General features: G+C 60.1%; 14 protein-coding genes. 9 read left to right on the plus strand and 5 right to left on the minus strand.

What is annotated here, in order from left to right:
- The first annotated feature begins 38 nt into the window (after positions 1-38).
- The 9 genes from agaF (at position 39) to I6L37_RS11340 (ending at position 8,055) form a co-directional block, all read left to right on the plus strand.
- Positions 39-479, plus strand: a complete 441-nt coding sequence (agaF, locus tag I6L37_RS11300) for a PTS galactosamine/N-acetylgalactosamine transporter subunit IIA (RefSeq protein ID WP_216991867.1) — start codon at positions 39-41, stop codon at positions 477-479.
- Positions 480-1,679 (plus strand): N-acetylglucosamine-6-phosphate deacetylase, encoded by a 1,200-nt coding sequence (nagA, locus tag I6L37_RS11305; RefSeq protein WP_216991868.1) that lies wholly within the window; start codon positions 480-482, stop codon positions 1,677-1,679.
- Complete coding sequence (locus I6L37_RS11310; protein ID WP_042072864.1) at positions 1,670-2,524, plus strand: tagatose bisphosphate family class II aldolase; 855 nt, start codon at positions 1,670-1,672, stop codon at positions 2,522-2,524. The genes nagA and I6L37_RS11310 overlap by 10 nt, the downstream gene beginning before the upstream one ends.
- A 41-nt stretch (positions 2,525-2,565) precedes the next feature.
- Positions 2,566-3,042: a PTS N-acetylgalactosamine transporter subunit IIB gene (gene agaV, locus I6L37_RS11315; RefSeq protein WP_216991869.1), complete on the plus strand. Its 477-nt coding sequence runs from the start codon at positions 2,566-2,568 to the stop codon at positions 3,040-3,042.
- A gap of 2 nt (positions 3,043-3,044) precedes the next feature.
- Positions 3,045-3,824, plus strand: coding sequence for a PTS N-acetylgalactosamine transporter subunit IIC (gene agaW / locus I6L37_RS11320; protein WP_216991870.1), 780 nt, complete (start codon positions 3,045-3,047; stop codon positions 3,822-3,824).
- Position 3,825: 1 nt separating this feature from the next.
- Positions 3,826-4,665 (plus strand): PTS system mannose/fructose/sorbose family transporter subunit IID, encoded by an 840-nt coding sequence (locus I6L37_RS11325; RefSeq protein ID WP_216991871.1) that lies wholly within the window; start codon positions 3,826-3,828, stop codon positions 4,663-4,665.
- A gap of 21 nt (positions 4,666-4,686) precedes the next feature.
- On the plus strand, positions 4,687-5,415 hold the full coding sequence (locus tag I6L37_RS11330; RefSeq protein ID WP_026456119.1) for a sugar isomerase domain-containing protein: 729 nt from the start codon (positions 4,687-4,689) through the stop codon (positions 5,413-5,415).
- Between the two features lie 13 nt (positions 5,416-5,428).
- Positions 5,429-6,160: a sugar isomerase domain-containing protein gene (locus I6L37_RS11335; protein ID WP_216991872.1), complete on the plus strand. Its 732-nt coding sequence runs from the start codon at positions 5,429-5,431 to the stop codon at positions 6,158-6,160.
- Positions 6,161-6,225: 65 nt separating this feature from the next.
- Positions 6,226-8,055 carry an RICIN domain-containing protein gene (locus I6L37_RS11340; RefSeq protein ID WP_216991873.1) on the plus strand — a complete coding sequence of 610 codons (1,830 nt, stop codon included), beginning with the start codon at positions 6,226-6,228 and terminating at the stop codon, positions 8,053-8,055.
- A gap of 213 nt (positions 8,056-8,268) precedes the next feature.
- On the opposite strand, the gene fdhF is transcribed toward I6L37_RS11340, so the two are convergent.
- The 5 genes from fdhF to fucK form a co-directional block, all read right to left on the minus strand.
- The gene (fdhF, locus tag I6L37_RS11345) at positions 8,269-12,426 is read right to left on the minus strand and encodes a formate dehydrogenase subunit alpha (protein WP_216991874.1); all 4,158 of its coding nucleotides are present in this window, start codon (positions 12,424-12,426) and stop codon (positions 8,269-8,271) included.
- 468 nt (positions 12,427-12,894) lie between these two features.
- Positions 12,895-14,043: an iron-containing alcohol dehydrogenase gene (locus I6L37_RS11350; protein ID WP_026456117.1), complete on the minus strand. Its 1,149-nt coding sequence runs from the start codon at positions 14,041-14,043 to the stop codon at positions 12,895-12,897.
- A gap of 92 nt (positions 14,044-14,135) precedes the next feature.
- Positions 14,136-14,561, minus strand: coding sequence for an L-fucose mutarotase (fucU, locus tag I6L37_RS11355; protein ID WP_216991875.1), 426 nt, complete (start codon positions 14,559-14,561; stop codon positions 14,136-14,138).
- A gap of 10 nt (positions 14,562-14,571) precedes the next feature.
- Entirely contained in the window at positions 14,572-15,414 is an 843-nt protein-coding gene (locus I6L37_RS11360) for a class II aldolase/adducin family protein (RefSeq protein ID WP_052445754.1), read from the minus strand.
- A complete protein-coding gene (fucK, locus tag I6L37_RS11365) occupies positions 15,411-16,859 on the minus strand; it encodes an L-fuculokinase (RefSeq protein ID WP_216991876.1) in 1,449 nt (482 codons plus the stop codon). The genes I6L37_RS11360 and fucK overlap by 4 nt, the downstream gene beginning before the upstream one ends.
- Between the last annotated feature and the right edge of the window lie 8 nt (positions 16,860-16,867).

Genomic DNA, 16,867 nt, shown 5'->3' on the forward strand with positions numbered 1-16,867 from the left:
GCCCTGTGTCCGTCATCACCAGAACAGGAGTGAGTCCCATGCTGGGCATCATCATCAGCGGTCACGGCGGGTTCGCCAGCGGTTTGGCAGAGGCGATGGAGCAGATCCTGGGGGAACAACCCTGCGTGGTGGCCATCGATTTTCCCGAATCCTCCACCACCGCCCGGCTGGAGCGGCAATTTGCCCAGGCTATCCCGACGGTGGATCAGGGGGACGGGGTCGTGTTTCTCACCGACTTGCTGGGGGGAACCCCCTTTCGGGTAGCCTCCTTGCTGGCCATGAGGGTGCCCGGGCGAGAGGTGATCACCGGTACCAACCTGCAGTTGCTGCTGGAGATGCTGCTGGAGCGCGATGACCTGAGTGCCAGCGAGTTTCGCATCGAGGCCCTTGCCTGCGGTCATCGGGGACTCACCTCCCTGGCCGACGAGATGAACAAGGAGCAGCAAACACAGGCTGGTCTGGTGGAGGGGGGGATTTAAATGGCTTCACGGATCCGTGCCCGTTACCTGCTGACCGAGCAGGGGTGGCTGGCACATCAGCAACTGACCTTCGAGGCGGGGCGTATCACCGCCATCGACCCCTTCACGGGAGGCGAGCCGGAATGGGATGTCGAGCTGTTAGTGCCCGCCCTTATCGATAGTCATGTTCACGGCGGCGCCGGGGTGGACGTGATGGATGAGGAGGGCGGCGCCCTGGTCCATCTCTCCCTTGCCAAGGCGGCCGAAGGGGTCGGCGCCTTTCTGGCCACCACTGTGACCGCGCCATTGCAGCAGATCGAGCAGACCCTGACCAGGATCGCCGACAGGGTGACCAGCGGGATGCCGGGGGCACAGCTGCTTGGCAGCTATCTGGAAGGACCCTACTTCACCCCCGAGCACAAGGGGGCCCACGATCAGGCCCTGTTCCGCGAGCTGGATATTCCGGAGCTGGAGAGACTGCAACAGCTTGCTCGCGGCACCCTGCGGGTGGTCGCCCTGGCGCCGGAGAAACCCCGGGCGCTGGAGGCCATCCGTCACCTTGTTGCCAGCGATGTGCGGGTCATGCTGGGTCACTCGGCTGCCGACCATGACACCACCATGGCCGCGCTCTCGGCCGGGGCCACCGGGCTGGTGCACTGCTTCAACGGCATGCGCGGCCTGCACCACAGGGAACCCGGCATGGTCGGCGCGGCCCTGATCCATCCCCATGCCTGGCTGGAGCTCATCGCCGACGGTCACCATCTGCATCCCGGCGTGCTCAGGCTCTGTCACTGCTGCGCCGGTGAGCGCCTGCTGCTCATCACGGATGCCATGCGCGCCGCCGGCATGCCGGACGGTCACTACCTGCTGGGCAACCACAGGGTGGAGATGAAAGCGGGAGTGGTACGCACTGAGGCCGGCGGCCTGGCCGGCAGCACCCTGACCCTGCTTGGTGCGGTACGCAACATGGTACAGCTTGCGGACGTACCGCTTGCCGATGCCATCCACATGGCCTCGTTGGCGCCGGCCCGCATGCTGGGAATTGCGGATCGCCTCGGTTCCCTCTCGGTCGGCAAGCAGGCCAACCTGCTCGCCCTTGGCAATGAGCTCGCTCAACAACACATCTGGGTGGCGGGCAGGGAGATAGATCCAGCCTGTTTCAGCCCCCTCTTCTCTGAGTCTCGCGTCAGCCATGGCGCACAGGAGTCACCATGTATCTGATCTCTTCCCATGAAATGCTCAAGGATGCCCAGCGCCGGGGTTATGCCGTTCCCGCCTTCAATATCCATAACCTGGAAACCGTGCAGGTCGTGGCCCGCACGGCGGCGCGCATGGGCTCCCCCGTCATCCTAGCGGGTACGCCGGGCACCTATCGTCACGCCGGCGTGGAGTACCTCGTCTCCATCTGCCAGGCCGCGGCGCAGCAGTACCGCATCCCGCTGGTCTTGCACCTGGATCACCATGAGGACGAGCAGGACATTCGCCGCAAGGTCGAGGCGGGCATTCACTCGGCGATGATCGATGCCTCTCACTGCCCGTTCGAGGAGAACATCGCCAAAGTGCGCAGTGTGGTGACCTTCTGTCACCGGATGGGGGCCAGTGTCGAGGCCGAACTGGGCCAGCTTGGCGGTCAGGAGGATGACCTCGTGGTCGATGCCGGCCACGCCCACCTGACCGATCCGCTGAAGGCGGCCGAATTTGTCCTGCGTACCGGCATCGACTCGCTGGCCGTCGCCATCGGTACTGCCCATGGTCTCTACAAGGAGGAACCCCGTCTCGACTTCGCCCGCCTCGCCGCCATTCGCCAGCAGGTGGATATCCCTTTGGTGCTGCACGGCGCCTCCGGCGTGCCGGAGGCCGATGTGAGGCGCTGCATCGGACTTGGGATCTGCAAAGTCAATGTCGCGACCGAACTCAAGATCGCCTTTGCCGATGCCATGAAGGCCTTTCTCGGCAGTCACCCCGATGCCAGTGATCCACGCCAGTATCTGGTGCCAGCGATGGCCGCCATGGAAGAGGTCGTCGCCGCGAAGATATGCATGTGTATGAGCGATGGCAAATTATAAAAACAACTCATCTCAATTACGTGAAGGGAGGAAATGCCACTATGCCAAATATTGTCTACACCCGAATTGATGAACGAGGGTTGCACGGCCAGGTGACCGTGGGTCATGGGCCACACTCGGGCTGCAATTTAATTCTGTTTGCCAATGATGCAGTGGCCAATGATCCGGCACAGCAAGCACTGGCAAATATGTCGGCAGGTGAATTTGATACCCGCTTTTTTACTTTGCAAAAAACCATTGATGTTATTCATAAGGCCGCCGGTCACCAGAAGATATTTATTCTGGTGCGTACCCCTCAGGATGCATTGACGCTGGTGAAGGGGGGTGTACCCATTACCAAAATCAATATAGGAAATATGCACTACAAGGAAGGAAAGGAGCAGGTTCATGCCACTGTGTCATTGGATGATGATGACAAAAATGCATTTCGGGAACTGCTTGAATTGGGGATCCCCTGCACGATTCAGCGTAATCCATCAGACACTCCAATCGATATTGAACAATATGTGAAGGTGTAGATATGGATATGATAACTGTATTGGCCATCGCCATCTGGTGCGGTTTGGCGGGCCTTGATTACTATGGTTCCGGACTGATGATTGGGCGCCCTATTGTCACAGGGTCCGTGGTTGGCCTCTTGATGGGCGATCTCAAAACCGGTCTCGAGATCGGCGCCACGCTGGAATTGGCCTGGCTTGGGCTGGTGCCGCTGGCCGGCGCCCAGCCGCCCAATGTCACCATCGGCTCGGCGGTCGGGGTCGTGTTTGGTATCCAGTCAGGATTGTCTTCCAGTGCGGTCGTCGGGGTGGTGATCCCCTTTGCCATCTTGATGCAGCAGTTGACCGTCATTCAATTCACAACCTTTGCGACCTTGATGGCCAGGGTCGATAAAATGGCCGCAGAGTGCGATATAAAAGGGATCGAGCGAATAAATTATCTGGGAATGGCGGCCTATTTTTTTACCTTCTTCATCTGCGCATTCATTCCAACCTATTATGGGGACGTTGTTGCCAAAACGATCGTCGAGCAGGTTCCCAAGGGTATTATCGAAGGATTAAGCATTGCCGGTGCCATGATGCCTGCGCTCGGTTTTGCCATGCTGTTGAAAATGATGTTGAAAGAAAAGAGATATATTCCATTTTTCATCATCGGTTTTATTTGCGTCACCTTCCTGGAACTGCCGGTGATTGCCATTGCGCTGCTCGGTTTGTCGGTTGCCATTATAGATTATTTCAACCAGGCCGAACGCAAACAAAGCATGACCCGAGTTGAGGATAAACAGATGGATGAGGGAATTTGACATGTCACAGCAAGCCAATGAAATCAAAAACGATGATGAATATCTCGATCAGGGCAATGAAATCGTGCTGGATAAAAAGTTGATGCGGCAATCCTGGCTGCGGATGCTGTGGGTGCAGGCTTCGTTCAATTATCAACGCATGCAATCATCCGGATTTCTCTACGCCATGTTGCCGGCATTGCAGCGGATCCATAAAAACAAACATGATCTGTCATTGTCACTCCGGTTGCACAATGAATTTTTCAATACTTCTCCCTGGCTGGTTAGTTTTATGCAAGGGGTTATTTTGGCCATGGAAAAAGGCAAGCAACCCATCGAAACCATTCGAACCTTCAAAGTGGCCGCCATGGGGCCATTGGGCGGTATTGGTGATGCCATGTGCCAGTTGACCATGCTGCCTATTACAGCCTCCATCGCAGCATCATTGGCCCTGGATAAAGTCTTTATAGCACCGCTTATTTTTCTGGTGCTGTTCAATATGGTGAGATTCTCGATATGGGTGCCTCTTTTCAATTATGGCTATAAATTGGGGCTCAATGCATTGAGCACCTTGAAACAACAGAGTGAAGCCTTTAGTCGCGGTGCCACCATTCTTGGCCTGATGGTGGTGGGGGCGCTGACGGCCTCCTTTGTCCGGGTTCAACTGGACGTCAAGATCCCGCTGGGCGAGACGGCGTTGAGTCTTCAGGAAGGACTGTTAGACAAGATTATGCCCAATATCTTGCCGCTTATCGTCGTCGCCTGCTGTTACCAGCTGATTATGCGTGGCTTGTCGCCTGTGAAAATCATGCTTGGCATGATCGCCGGTTCGATCATTTTTCATTACGCCGGAATACTTTGAGCCAGTGAGGGAAAGCGAATAATGATTAGCTATCTAGAGGAATGCAAAATCATCATCGAGCAGGTGATGAAGAGTGAAGAAAATAATATTTTGCATGGAGCAAACCTGATGACCCGCACCGTTGCACAGGATGGTGTGATCCATGTATCTGGCGGTCATTGCCATATCTATGCCATGGAAACTTTTTATCGGGCCGGCGGTCTGGTGCCCATCAACCCGCTATTACCCCATATTTTTGCGACGGCGCCGCGTACCCAGGCTTATTCCGATCACATATATGAGGTGGAGGGGATCGGTTCCACTATTTTTGCGGATCAATGCGTCTCGACGAATGACTGCATCATATTGGCGTCGATAGCGGGCCGCACCATCCCCGTGGTGGATATAGCATTGGCCGCCAAAAAACGGGGCTTGCCGGTGATTGCATTGCAGTCACTGGCATTTAGCAGGCAGACAACACCGAAACACTCTTCCGGTCTCTTCCTGAGCGATATCGCCGATGTGACGATCGATCTGCATATTCCTTACGGGGATGCCGTTATCGAGCTGGAGGGCTTGTCTGAAAAATGTTGCCCTGTCTCGTCCGTGATCGGTTTCACCGTCATCCAGGCGCTGGTGACGCAGACAGTATGCAATCTGGCCGAATCCGGCCTGACCCCTCTCGTGTGGGTGAGTTCCAATCTCGACAGGGGCGATGAGATAAACAAAGAACATATTTTGTCCATGAAAGGACGGGTCAGCTGCCTGTGAGGGAGGGAATACTATGTACAAAAAATATGTGGCCGGATTGCTGCAGCATATGGATGTCGTGAAGGAGCAGCAGGCAACAATAGAGGCGTGTGCCAAGGCGATGGCGCAGACCATCATCCAGGATGGCATGATCCATGTCACCGGCTGTGGCCATTCACAGATGTTTGCCCATGAGATGTATTACCGTGCGGGTGGTCTTGTGCAGGTGAATGCGATTCTGCCACCGGTATTGGCATTAGCCCCTTATGCCCCCATGAGCACCTTTGCCGAACGGCAGCATGGCTTGGCCGCCATCGTGCTGGATGCCGAAAAAGAGTTGCGGGCGGGGGATATTCTGATCGTGGTATCGACATCGGGCCGCAACCCGGTGCCCGTCGAGTTTGCCATGGAAGGGAAGAAGCGAGGCTTGACCGTGATTGGGTTGACGTCTCTTGCCTTTACCCGTTCGGTCAGCTCCCGGCATCAGAGTGGTAAAAAACTGGCGGACATGTGCGATTACCTGCTGGATATGGGCGGTGTGCCGGGAGATGCCATCGTGCCTGTTCCCCATCATGATTTTGCCACCGGTTCAATCTCTTCCATTATCGGTTTTACGATCCTGAACAGCCTGGTTTGTGAATGTGTCAAACAGATACTCAGGCTGGATCAAAAACCACAGCTATGGCGCTCGGTCAATGCCGTAGAGGCTGCCGAGGCGAACCGCGTCAATCTGGATAAATATAAAAACAGAGTGACCTGCATGTAATTCATTGACGATGTTGCCGGTATTTTTACGGCAGCATCGCTTTATATTGTCACATGAGGTTTACCATGAAAAAACACACGCGATTTATGATAAGTGGAATAATAGGTCTCGGTTGTTTCTCCGTTCAATATGTCTGGGCTGCGGTGACAGCTGAACATACGTCTCCCGAGCAGGTGTTTCTGGTCAATGATTCACCGGGTTTCTCATTTATTGATGAAGCCGGGAAATACCTGTATCACGATACCCTCTCGCAATATAACAAATACAATCCCAATAATGCCGATCATGCCTGGCGATTTTTCAGCGCCAAAAACTACCAGGGGGCAAGCGACAATATAAAAGACAAGCTGGGGGATTATGAAAAGATAAAACAGATCTACGACCAGGCAACGGTACAGAACACGGTTCCGTTATGTACCAATACTCCCTTGATGAAGCGTATAAAACCTCGTGGCAGTGGCTATGACTATATCAATTACTGCGGTTTGATGGATGTCTGGGTCGATCCGGATAGCGGGGACTGGTATGGCTTGCTGCATGACGAAATTTTTGGTCTGACTCCCAGGTATGATGCCATCGAGTTGGTCAAATCCACGGATAAAGGATTGAATTGGGCCGTCACCGATGTCATCCAGACCTCCCAATATGGCATGGCGGATTCGCGAGACGAAGCGCTGGGGCAAACTTACAATTACGGTGGTGGCGACCCTCGTCTCTTCGTGGATTATGCCTCCGGTTATTTTTATCTCTTCTACACCAGTCGGGTCATGAATCTGTCCGGCTGGTCCGGGTTCAGCTCCTTCATGCAGGAGCATGTCATGAGGGCCCCGATCTCGGGGAAAATGTCGCCAGAGACGTGGCGAAAATATCACGATGGAAAGTGGGAAGCATTCTCTGCGGATGACTATTCCCTGGGTAATGCCGGTGCCGCCAGCAATATAGTGTCGGTAGAGTTGTCCCCCAAGGGGTATTTCACTCCCGAATATGACCCTGTCACCATGAGCGGCACCGCATCCGAGCTGGCCGGGCAGGGCAAACTGGTCAATTCGCCATTAAGAGTGATCAATGTGGCGTGGAATAGTTATCTGAAAAAATATGTGGCAACCCCCGAGCCATCGTCAGGGCCGAAAAATGAGGGCAAGGCGCCGTTGGCGCTTTACGTGACCGATAGTCTGTCGAGCCAGAAGTGGGAGAAGTTGCTGACATTGGACAACTATGTCACCCGCTCCTGGTATCGCTTCATGATGGATCCGCAGGTTCAGACAAGGTCCAATTTTATCGTGGGAAAAACCTTCCGGACCTATTGCTATGTTGAGTGCCAGAAATATGGTGGTGAATATATCGATGTGACCCTCCAGCGCTCACAAGAAGAGATCTCGCCCACACTGGAAAATACCCTGCTTAAAAACCGTGACGGCGAGGTATTGACCGCAGATGACAAGTTCAACCTGGCGGTGAAAAAAGAACCGGGCGAGGGTGATATGTCCTGGGGATTACAGGATAGGCAGGATGGTTATTATTCTGTGGTGGCCTATCCAACCGGGAATACGGCGCAAAAACGATATTTGGGGGTGATCGGCAGCGGAACGGTCAACGATTTGAGAAAGTGGGGGGCCGAGGTCGGGTTGCTTGATAATCCATGTCAGGATGCCACCGCCGATGAGTGTTTGAGCGCGCAGTGGATCAAGGTGCCGACTGTGATTAGCCGTGACGATGGCAGTGAGCGCCGCGATGGCAGCTATCGCCTGGTCAATCGCTTCAGTGGTCTGACGCTCAATCTGGATGCGAGTCAGGCTCAGGATCGCCAGGTCACCTTGTCGCCCTTCCGTTCCTGGGATTGCACCGGGGCGACTTGCAAGGACAGAAACAGGGCCTTCTCACAGATACTGCAATGATCCCTTGGTCGTGCGGCATTGGCACGCTCTCCCGGATCCTCGTCAAAGCGCCTTGAGAAGAGGCTGGAGGAAGAGAGGCTGAAGGGACAGGGACTTAAGGTGCAGAGACATAAGAAAAAATAAGCCGCGCTGAAAAGAACAGAGCCACCCGTCGGGTGGCTCTGTTGCTATGGGGCCGTACATAGGGGGCCGAACCGGGGTTGCCGCAGGCCATCAGGCCATCTCGGCTTCAGCCTCCCGGGCGTTGGCCGGGGTGGCCAGCTTGTCGATGCGCACCGCCGCGACCTTGAACTCGGGGATCTTGGCGTGGGGATCGGTGGCATTGATGGTGAGCCGGTTGGCCGGCGCCTCGGCAAAGTGGAACGGAATGAATACCACTCCGGGCTGCATCCGCTTGGTGACGAAGGCGGGCAGCTCGATATGGCCGCGGCGGCTGGTGACCTTCACCCGCTCGCTGTTGCCAATGCCCAGGCGCTCGGCATCCGCCACGCTCATCATCACCCTGGGGCCGGCGAGCTTGTCGAGCCCCCTGGTTTTGCGCGTCATGGTGCCGGTGTGGAACTGCTCCAGCAGGCGCCCCGTGGTGAGCACTATCGGATAGGTTTCATCCGGCAGCTCGGCGGCATAGCGGAACGGCGTGGCCACCATCTCCCCCTTGCCCCGGGTGAACTGCTTGCCGTGGAGCAGGCGAGTCCCCTCGGGAGCCTGGTCATGGCAGGGCCACTGCAATCCGGCCTGACCCACCTTGTCCCAGTGGATGCCGGCGTACTGGGGCGTCACCCGGCAGATCTCCTCGGTGATCTCGGCCACATTCTGGTAGTGCCAGTCGCCCCCCATGGCATTGGCGAGCTGCTGGATAATCCACCAGTCTTCCCGCGCCTGCCCCGGCGCCTTGATGGCGGGGGAGAGGCGCTGCACCCGCCGCTCCGTGTTGGTGAAGTGGCCGCTCTTCTCGGCAAAGGAGCAGGAGGGGAGCACCACATCGGCGAGCTGGGCGGTTTCCGAGAGGAAGATATCCTGTACCACCAGGAATTCGAGGCGCTTGAGCCCCTCGATGACGTGATGCTGATCCGGATCGCTCAGTACCGGGTTTTCCCCCATCACATAGAGCCCCTTGATGGTGCCGGCGCAGGCGGCATCTATGGTCTCGGTGAGGGTGAGGCCGGGCTTGGCGGGCAGCCAGGGGGCTTGCCAGGCGGCCACGAAGCGGGCGTGCACGTCCGGGTCAGCCACCTTCTGATAGCCGGGCAAGTTATTGGGCAGGGCTCCCATGTCGCAGGCTCCCTGCACGTTGGACTGGCCGCGCAGCGGGTTGATGCCGCCCCCCTCGATGCCGATGTTGCCGCACAGCAGCTGCAGGTTGGCGATGGCCCGCACGTTGTCGTGGCCCGTGGTGTGCTGGGTGATCCCCATGGAGTAGTAGATGGCGGTGCGCTCGGCGGTGCCGATGAGCCGCGCCAGCTCAATCACCTGTTCGGCGGAGACGCCGGTGATGAGGGCCACCTTGTCCGGCGCATAGGCGGGAGAGAGCACCTCGGCCTTGAGCGACTCAAACCCCTCCACCCGCTCGGCGATATAGCTCTTGTCGTGCCAGTCGTGCCGGATGATCTGCTGCATGATGCCGTTGAGCAGCATCACGTCGGTACCGGGGCGATGGGCCAGGTAGAGGCTGGCATGATCGGCCATCTCGATTCGTTTCGGGTCCGCTACCACCAGCCGTGCCTTGCCCTCGCGCACCACCCGCTTGATGTGGGAGCCGATGATGGGGTGGGCCGCCGAGGTATCGGAGCCGATGATGAAGATGAGATCCGAGTGATCGATGCTCGGGATGTCGTTGGTCATGGCCCCACTGCCGAGCGACGCCTCCAGCCCGGTGACGGTGGAGGCGTGGCACAGGCGGGCGCAGTGATCCACGTTGTTGGTGGCAAGCTCCCGGCGCATGAATTTCTGGAACAGGTAGTTGTCTTCGTTGGTGGTCTTGGCCGAGGAGAACCCAGCCAGCGCATCGCTGCCATGCTCTGCCTTGATGGCACCAAAGCGCTCGGCCACCAGGGCGATCGCCTCCTGCCAACTGGCGGGCACCAGCTGGCCATCCTTGCGGATCAGCGGTGTGGTGAGGCGCTCCTCGCTCTGGATAAAGTCAAAGCCAAAGCGCCCCTTGACGCAGAGCAGCCCCTGGTTGACCGGGGAGTGGCGGTTGCCCTCCACATAGCGGATGCGCTGCCGCGCCTCATCCACATAGAGAGTGACGCCGCAGCCAACCCCGCAATAGGTGCAGATGGTGTTGACCGGGGTGAGCAACTCGGTGCGCCCCTGGGACTTGTCGCGGGCATCCACCATGGCGCCGGTGGGGCAGACCTGCACACAGGCGCCGCACTGCACGCAGTGGGAATCTCCCATCGCCAGTCCCGCCTCGAACTGCGGCCGGGTCGAGAGGGTACCGTCGGCCTGTCTGGCAAACTGCAGGATGCCCTGTACTGCCTGCTCGTTGCACGCCTGCACGCACTGGCCACAGCCGATGCAGCGGTTGGCATCGAACACGATGAATTCGCTGCTGTTGTCCACCGCAAACTTCTGGCAGTCATGGGTATCGAGGGCGCTCTGGTCGACCTTGTATTCGGTGGCATAGTCGCGCAGGGCGCAATCGGTATTGGCCTGGCAGCCGCATTCCAGGCAGCGGGCCGCCTCGGCCCGGGCCGCGGCATCGCTAAAGCCCTGCTCCACCTCGGCAAAGCTGCCGCTGCGATCGGCCAGATGGGGCATGACGGCGCGGGCGACCTGCTTCAGGTGGGCGAACTGGGCGGGGTCCACCTGCTTGAGGGAGGGGGCCTTGCTGGCGTTGAAGGGGCGTACCGGATCCACCATGGTGCCGTGCAGGAAGCGGTCAATGGCCAGCGCCGCCTTGCGCCCGTCGGCGACCGCCTCGATGGCGGTGGCCGGACCCCGGCGCAGATCGCCGATGGCAAACAGATTGGCGTGACCGCTGTGCATGGTCTCGGGGTGGGCGTCCAGAGTATTCCAGCGGGTGAGGGGCAGGGTCAGCGACTCCCCTTCCATAAAGCTCAGATCCGGCCGCTGGGAGACGGCGGCGATGACGGTATCAAACTCCTCGACGATGAACTCGCCGGTGGGCTGGGGGCGGCGGCGGCCGGAAGTATCCGGTTCGCCGAGGGCCATCTTCTCGAGCCGCACCTGACAGACGCGGCCCGCTTCATCGGCCAGGTTTTCCACCGGATTGGTCAGCATCATGAAGCGCACCCCTTCGTGCTCCGCCTCGTCAATCTCGTACGCCTCGGCGGGCATCTCGGCGCGGGTGCGACGATAGATGAGGGTGGTCTCGGCGCCGAGGCGCACCGCAGTACGGGCGCAGTCGATGGCGGTATTGCCGCCACCGATCACCGCAACCCGTTTGCCGGTGGTGAGGCGCTGCTCCAGCATCCGATCCTTGAGGTAGTCCACCCCGAGATAGCAGCCTTCGAGAGTGCTGCCGGGGTACTCCATGGGCACAGCCTGGGAGGCGCCGACCGCCAGACAGACGGCGTCGTAGTCACGGCACAGGGCCGAGAGGCTGAGCTCCTGCCCCAGGCGCTGGCTGGTGTGGATCCGCATGCCGCTCTCGCACATCAATGCGATCTCCTGATCGAGGATCGCCTTGGGCAGCCGGTACTCGGGGATGCCGTAACGCAGCCAGCCACCGGCCTCGGGCATTGCCTCGAAGAGATCCACGTCGAACCCCTCATAGCCCAGGTAGTAACCGCAGGTGAGGCCCCCCGGGCCGCTGCCAATGATGGCGACCCGCTTGCCCTTGGCGGGCTTTTTCGGGGGCTGATAGGGGGTCATCCCGGCCAGATCCAGATCGGCGGCATGGCGCTTGAGCTGACGGATGGCCAGCGGCTCATCTACCAGGGATCGGCGACATTCGGCCTCGCAGAAGGCCGGACAGACCCGGCCGATGGAGAGCGGCATGGGCAGTGTCTGCTTGATGACGGCGGTGGCCGCCTCGTGATCCCCCATGGCGATATGGTGCAGATAGGACTGGATATCCACCTCGGCCGGGCAGGCTCGCTGGCAGGGGGCCTCGCAGTCGGCGTAGTGATCCGAGAGGATGTGGCCAAGCGCCTGCTGGCGGTGATCCCTCAGGGCCTGCGACTGGGTGGTGACCACCATCCCCTCGCTCGGGCGGGTTTCGCAGGCGCGCCGGATGCCGACACCGGCGATCTCGACCACGCAGAGATCGCACGGGGTCTTGGGGGTACGGTCGTTGTCGCCGCACAGGGAGGGGATGTCGATATGGTGCTGTTTTGCTATCTGAAGCAGGGTCAGGGTCGGATCAACCGTCAGCTGAGCCCCATCGAGAGTGAGAGTGAGCATGGCGTCATAAACTCGGGTCAAGGCGCAGAAAATGCTGCATCTGGCGGAGCCAGCAGGAGAAGCGATCGAACAATCGCTGGATATAACCCCACATTACCAAAGGTCATCCACAACTTTATTTGATTTCGGACAGGTTATTGCGCCATAGGGGAAAACGCTTTCAAGGCTGGCTCTGAGCCTGGGTCAGCGGGCGAGCCGTTAAAGATAATTCCTTTAATAGCAGTATGTTAGTGAGTCATTGCGGCTTGTGAACGACAGGGTTACCAGCAAGGAATGACGCCAGAAAAGATGGGGTGTGGGCCATCTGGCTCTTTTTCTACAACTGTTTTTGCAATGAGGAAGGGATGGCCCGGGCGGCTGGCATCAGCACAAAAGGTTGCCATGGTGCCATATTGCCACATGAAAGGGCCGCGGTTGATACCGCGGCCGTCATGATGCCAGGGGGGGGTGACCGCCTGCAACAGAGGGTTAGAGCGCCGCCAGATAGAGTGCGCGGATCTGTTCGGGATCTGCGGCGCGCGGATTGCCGGGGGCACAGGGGTCGGCCATCGCCTTGTCAATCCAGCGGTCGATGTCGGTGCTGGTGATGCCAAGGGCCGAGAAGCCGGCGGGGATGCCTACCCGTGCCGAGAGGGTACGGATTGCCTCGATGGCAGCCTGGCTCGCCTGTTCCTCATCCATGGTGGTGGTGTCCACGCCGAGGGCGCGGGCGATGGCGGCAAAGCGGCTCACGCACACCGGCCGGTTGTAGTCGCAGATGACGGGCAGCAGGATGGCGTTGCAGACCCCGTGGGGCAGGTCGTGGGTCGCACCCGGTTGGTGCGCCAGCGCATGTACCAGACCCAGTCCCGCGCTGTTGAACGCCATGCCGGCGAGATACTGGCCATAGGCCATCATCTCGCGCCCCTGCAGATCCTGCCCCTGTTCCACCGCGTGAGGCAGCCAGCGGCCGATGATCTCGATGGCCGCCAGCGCCGAGTGATCGGTAAGTGGATGGGCCCCTTTGGCCACGTAGGCTTCGATGGCGTGGGTCAGGGCATCCATGCCGGTGGCAGCGGTCACCGCCGGTGGAATGCCGAGCATCAGGGTCGGGTCATCCACCGCGATATCGACCAGGATGGCGGGATCGATGATCACCTCCTTCACCTGGCGGTCGGTGTCGGTGATCACCGCATTGCTGGTCACCTCGGCGGCAGTGCCGGCGGTGGTGTTGATGGCGGCGAGAAAGGCACCGCGTTTGGCCACCTTGCCCACCCCGCTGTAGGCGGTGACGGGGCCCGGGTTGGCGGTGAGGATGCTGATCCCCTTGGCGGCGTCGATGGCGCTGCCACCGCCGAGGGCGATGATGCAGTCACTGTCGCTGCGCACGAAGGCGCGATGGCCTGCCTCGACGATCGCCACCGTCGGGTTGGGCATCACCTCGCCAAACAGGCAGTGATCGAGCCCGCGGGCGGTGAGCCCCTCCACCACAGGTTGATGCAATCCGAGGCGCAGCAGATCCCGGTCGGTCACCAGCAGCGCCCGCTTGAAACCCTCTTGCGCCACCCGATCCAGCATGTCACCGATGGCACCCGCGCCGTGAAAACTCAGTCTGGGCATGGCCAGCATAAAGCTCATGATTGTCTCCTTGAACATTTCGAATGTATCCATGAACGGGTCTGCCCGTTCATCGGGACACTCGGGCGGGGTCTGGCCCCGCCGCATCAGGGTCAACTCGGGGTGACCCCTTTTTTAAGCAGGATGTTGCCGTACTTGGCGCACTCGCCGGTGATCAGGATGGCGTAGGCCTCCTTCGCCCGCTCATAGAAGGCGAAGCGATCGATGCGCGTCACGTCGACCCCCGGGTTGTGCCCGGCCAGGGCAGCCAGGTAGCGCTGCTCCACGGCCGGATCCAGCTCGTCTCCCGCCACCGCCGCCATCATCACCAGGGGCGGGGCGTAGGCGTCGAGTTCAAACAGCGGGCTGATGGCAGCCAGCAGGGCATCGACCGGGATGCCGTCGGCCCTCAGTACCCGCCGGCCGAGCTGGTGGGCCGGGAAGTGGGCATCGGCAAGGATCAGCTCGTCGCCGTGGCCCATCTCGGCCATCACCTTGAGCAGGTCTGGGCTGATGAGGGGTGAAATTCCCTTGAGCATGGGGTTCTCCTTAGCGGGTGTGCAGCGGGCGGCCGGCAAACTCGGTCGCGTTAAAGAGCTCGGCATCGCTGCGTTCGCTGCGGGCATCGGGCATGCCGAGGGCCTGGCGAATGCGGATGAAGTCGCGCATCGAGGCGGCATCGACCCGGGTGATGGGACGTTCCAGCTCGGTGGCCAGCAGCAGGATGCGGCAGTAGGCGTCGACGTTCTCGAGCTTCCAGTAGGCATCCTCCACGTGATCCCCCCAGACGATGACGCCGTGGTTCTCCATGAAGATGCACTGGTGATCGACCGAGGCTTCTCCCACGTTGTGGGCGTTCTCCTGGCTCCCTGGCGTGGCATAGGCGGCCAGCCCTACCTCGCCGAAGAAGATATCCGGCTCTGGCATGATGCCGGAGGGGGGCACAGAGCCGGTGATCAGGAAGGCGTTGGCATGGGCCGGGTGGGCGTGCACGCAGGAGCGGGCACCGCTGCGACGCATGATGGCGAGGTGAGTCTTGATCTCGCTGGTGGAGGGGCGGATGCCGGCCTTCTGGCGCCCGTCCATGTCTACCAGGCAGAGATCCTCGGGACGCATGAAGCCCTTGCTGATGAGGGTCGGGGTGCAGAGCACCAGGTTGTCACCGACGCGCACCGAGATGTTGCCGCCGTTGCCATCCACGTACTCTTTTTGCCACAGGCGGCGCCCGATATCGCAGATGCGCTGTTTGAGCTGCTCCATGGGGGCGCTGTAGAAAAAGGCGTGTACCTGCTCCGGGGTGACGGGGTCCTTGCCCTCTTCCCAGTGATAGACGAAGTCGGGGAGAGGCGGGTTGATGGTCCAGTCTGCGGCAGTACGAATATCACAGTTCATGAGTGCAATTCCTTGTAGAGAGTCTGGTAAGCCCCGGCATCGGCCGAAGGCTGGAAAGGGGTATAGCGTCTGGTGAGGGCGGCATGGGCAGCTGCCAGCGTGGGGTGCAGTCGGGCACCTGTCATAGCATAGAGGGCGGCGCCGAGCACAGTGGTCTCCGCCTCGTCGATGGCGAGCACGGGCAAGCCCAGCACATCGGCCTTGATCTGGTTCCACAGGGCATTGCGCGAGCCGCCGCCCACCACCAGCAACTGCTGCGCCTGGAAGTGGCCAATCTGCTCGAGCCGGGTCAGTTGCCCCTTGAGATGAAAGGCCAGCGCCTCCAGGGCGGCGCGATAGAGATGGCTGCGACGGGTCGAGAGGGAGAGGCCGGTAAAGGCCCCCTGGCCATGCCCCACGCCATTGGCCAGCAGATTGGGTGCCATGCGCACGCCGTCACAGCCGACCGGCACGGCGCGCGCCTCATCGATCATTGCCTCGTAATCACCGCCCTCGGGCCAGCCAAGAGTGCGAACCCACTCCAGCACGCCGGAGGCGAGCCACTGCAGGCCGGGATTGAACTGGCCGCAGTCGGCATCCAGCTCGCAGGTCGAGCCTGCCACCCGGGCCAGGGCGTCGCTGTCTACCTGCGGGGTGCGCACCATCAGGATCTCCCAGGTGCCCGACGAGAGGACCGGTTGATCCGGGCCCGCGCCGGAGCCTGCCAGGGCGAACTGGGTGTCATGGCCGGCGCTCACCACCGGGATGCCGGCAGGCAGGCCGAGCCGCTCGGCGAAGTCGGGCAGCAAGGAACCGATCACTTCGCCCGCCGCTACCATGGGTGGGAAGAGATGCTCGGACAGGCCGACAGCATCCAGGATGGTGCGGCTGAAACACTCCTGCTGCAGACTGAGCAGCTGGCTGGTGCCGGCCATGGTGCGGTCGGTCGTCATCTTGCCGGTCAGACGGTGATTGATGAGCGACGAGATGAAGAGCCAGGCGTGGGCGCACTCGACCAGCTCGGGGTGCTGCTCGCGCAGCCAGATCAGCTTGTAGAGGGTATTGAAGCCAAACTGGCCCACCCCGGAGAGGCGCTGCAACTGCTCGGGATCCAGATAACGACGGATCTGCTCCATCACCGCTACGGTGCGCGGGCACTTCCAGCTGATGATGGGATAGAGCAGCTCGCCGTCCTCATCCACCAGGGCACCATCGACGCCGAAGGTGGTGACGGTGACGGCCCGGATCTCGTACCCGGCCAGCGCCGGTTGCAACTCGCGGCAGCAGTGGGTGAAGCGTGCCAGGATCGCCTCCAGTGACCACTGGTGCCACTCCGAATGTTCCCGTGCAGGCTCGGTTGCATTGGCCACGGCTGCCTTGGCCACCACTTCACCTGCGGTGTTGACGGCAATGGCCCGGACATTGGTGGCACCACAATCGAGCACGATGACAACATCTTGCCTCATGACAACTC

Origin of the sequence: Aeromonas sp. FDAARGOS 1407, from assembly GCF_019048725.1 — a bacterium.
Taxonomy (GTDB): Bacteria; Pseudomonadota; Gammaproteobacteria; order Enterobacterales; family Aeromonadaceae; genus Aeromonas; species Aeromonas enteropelogenes.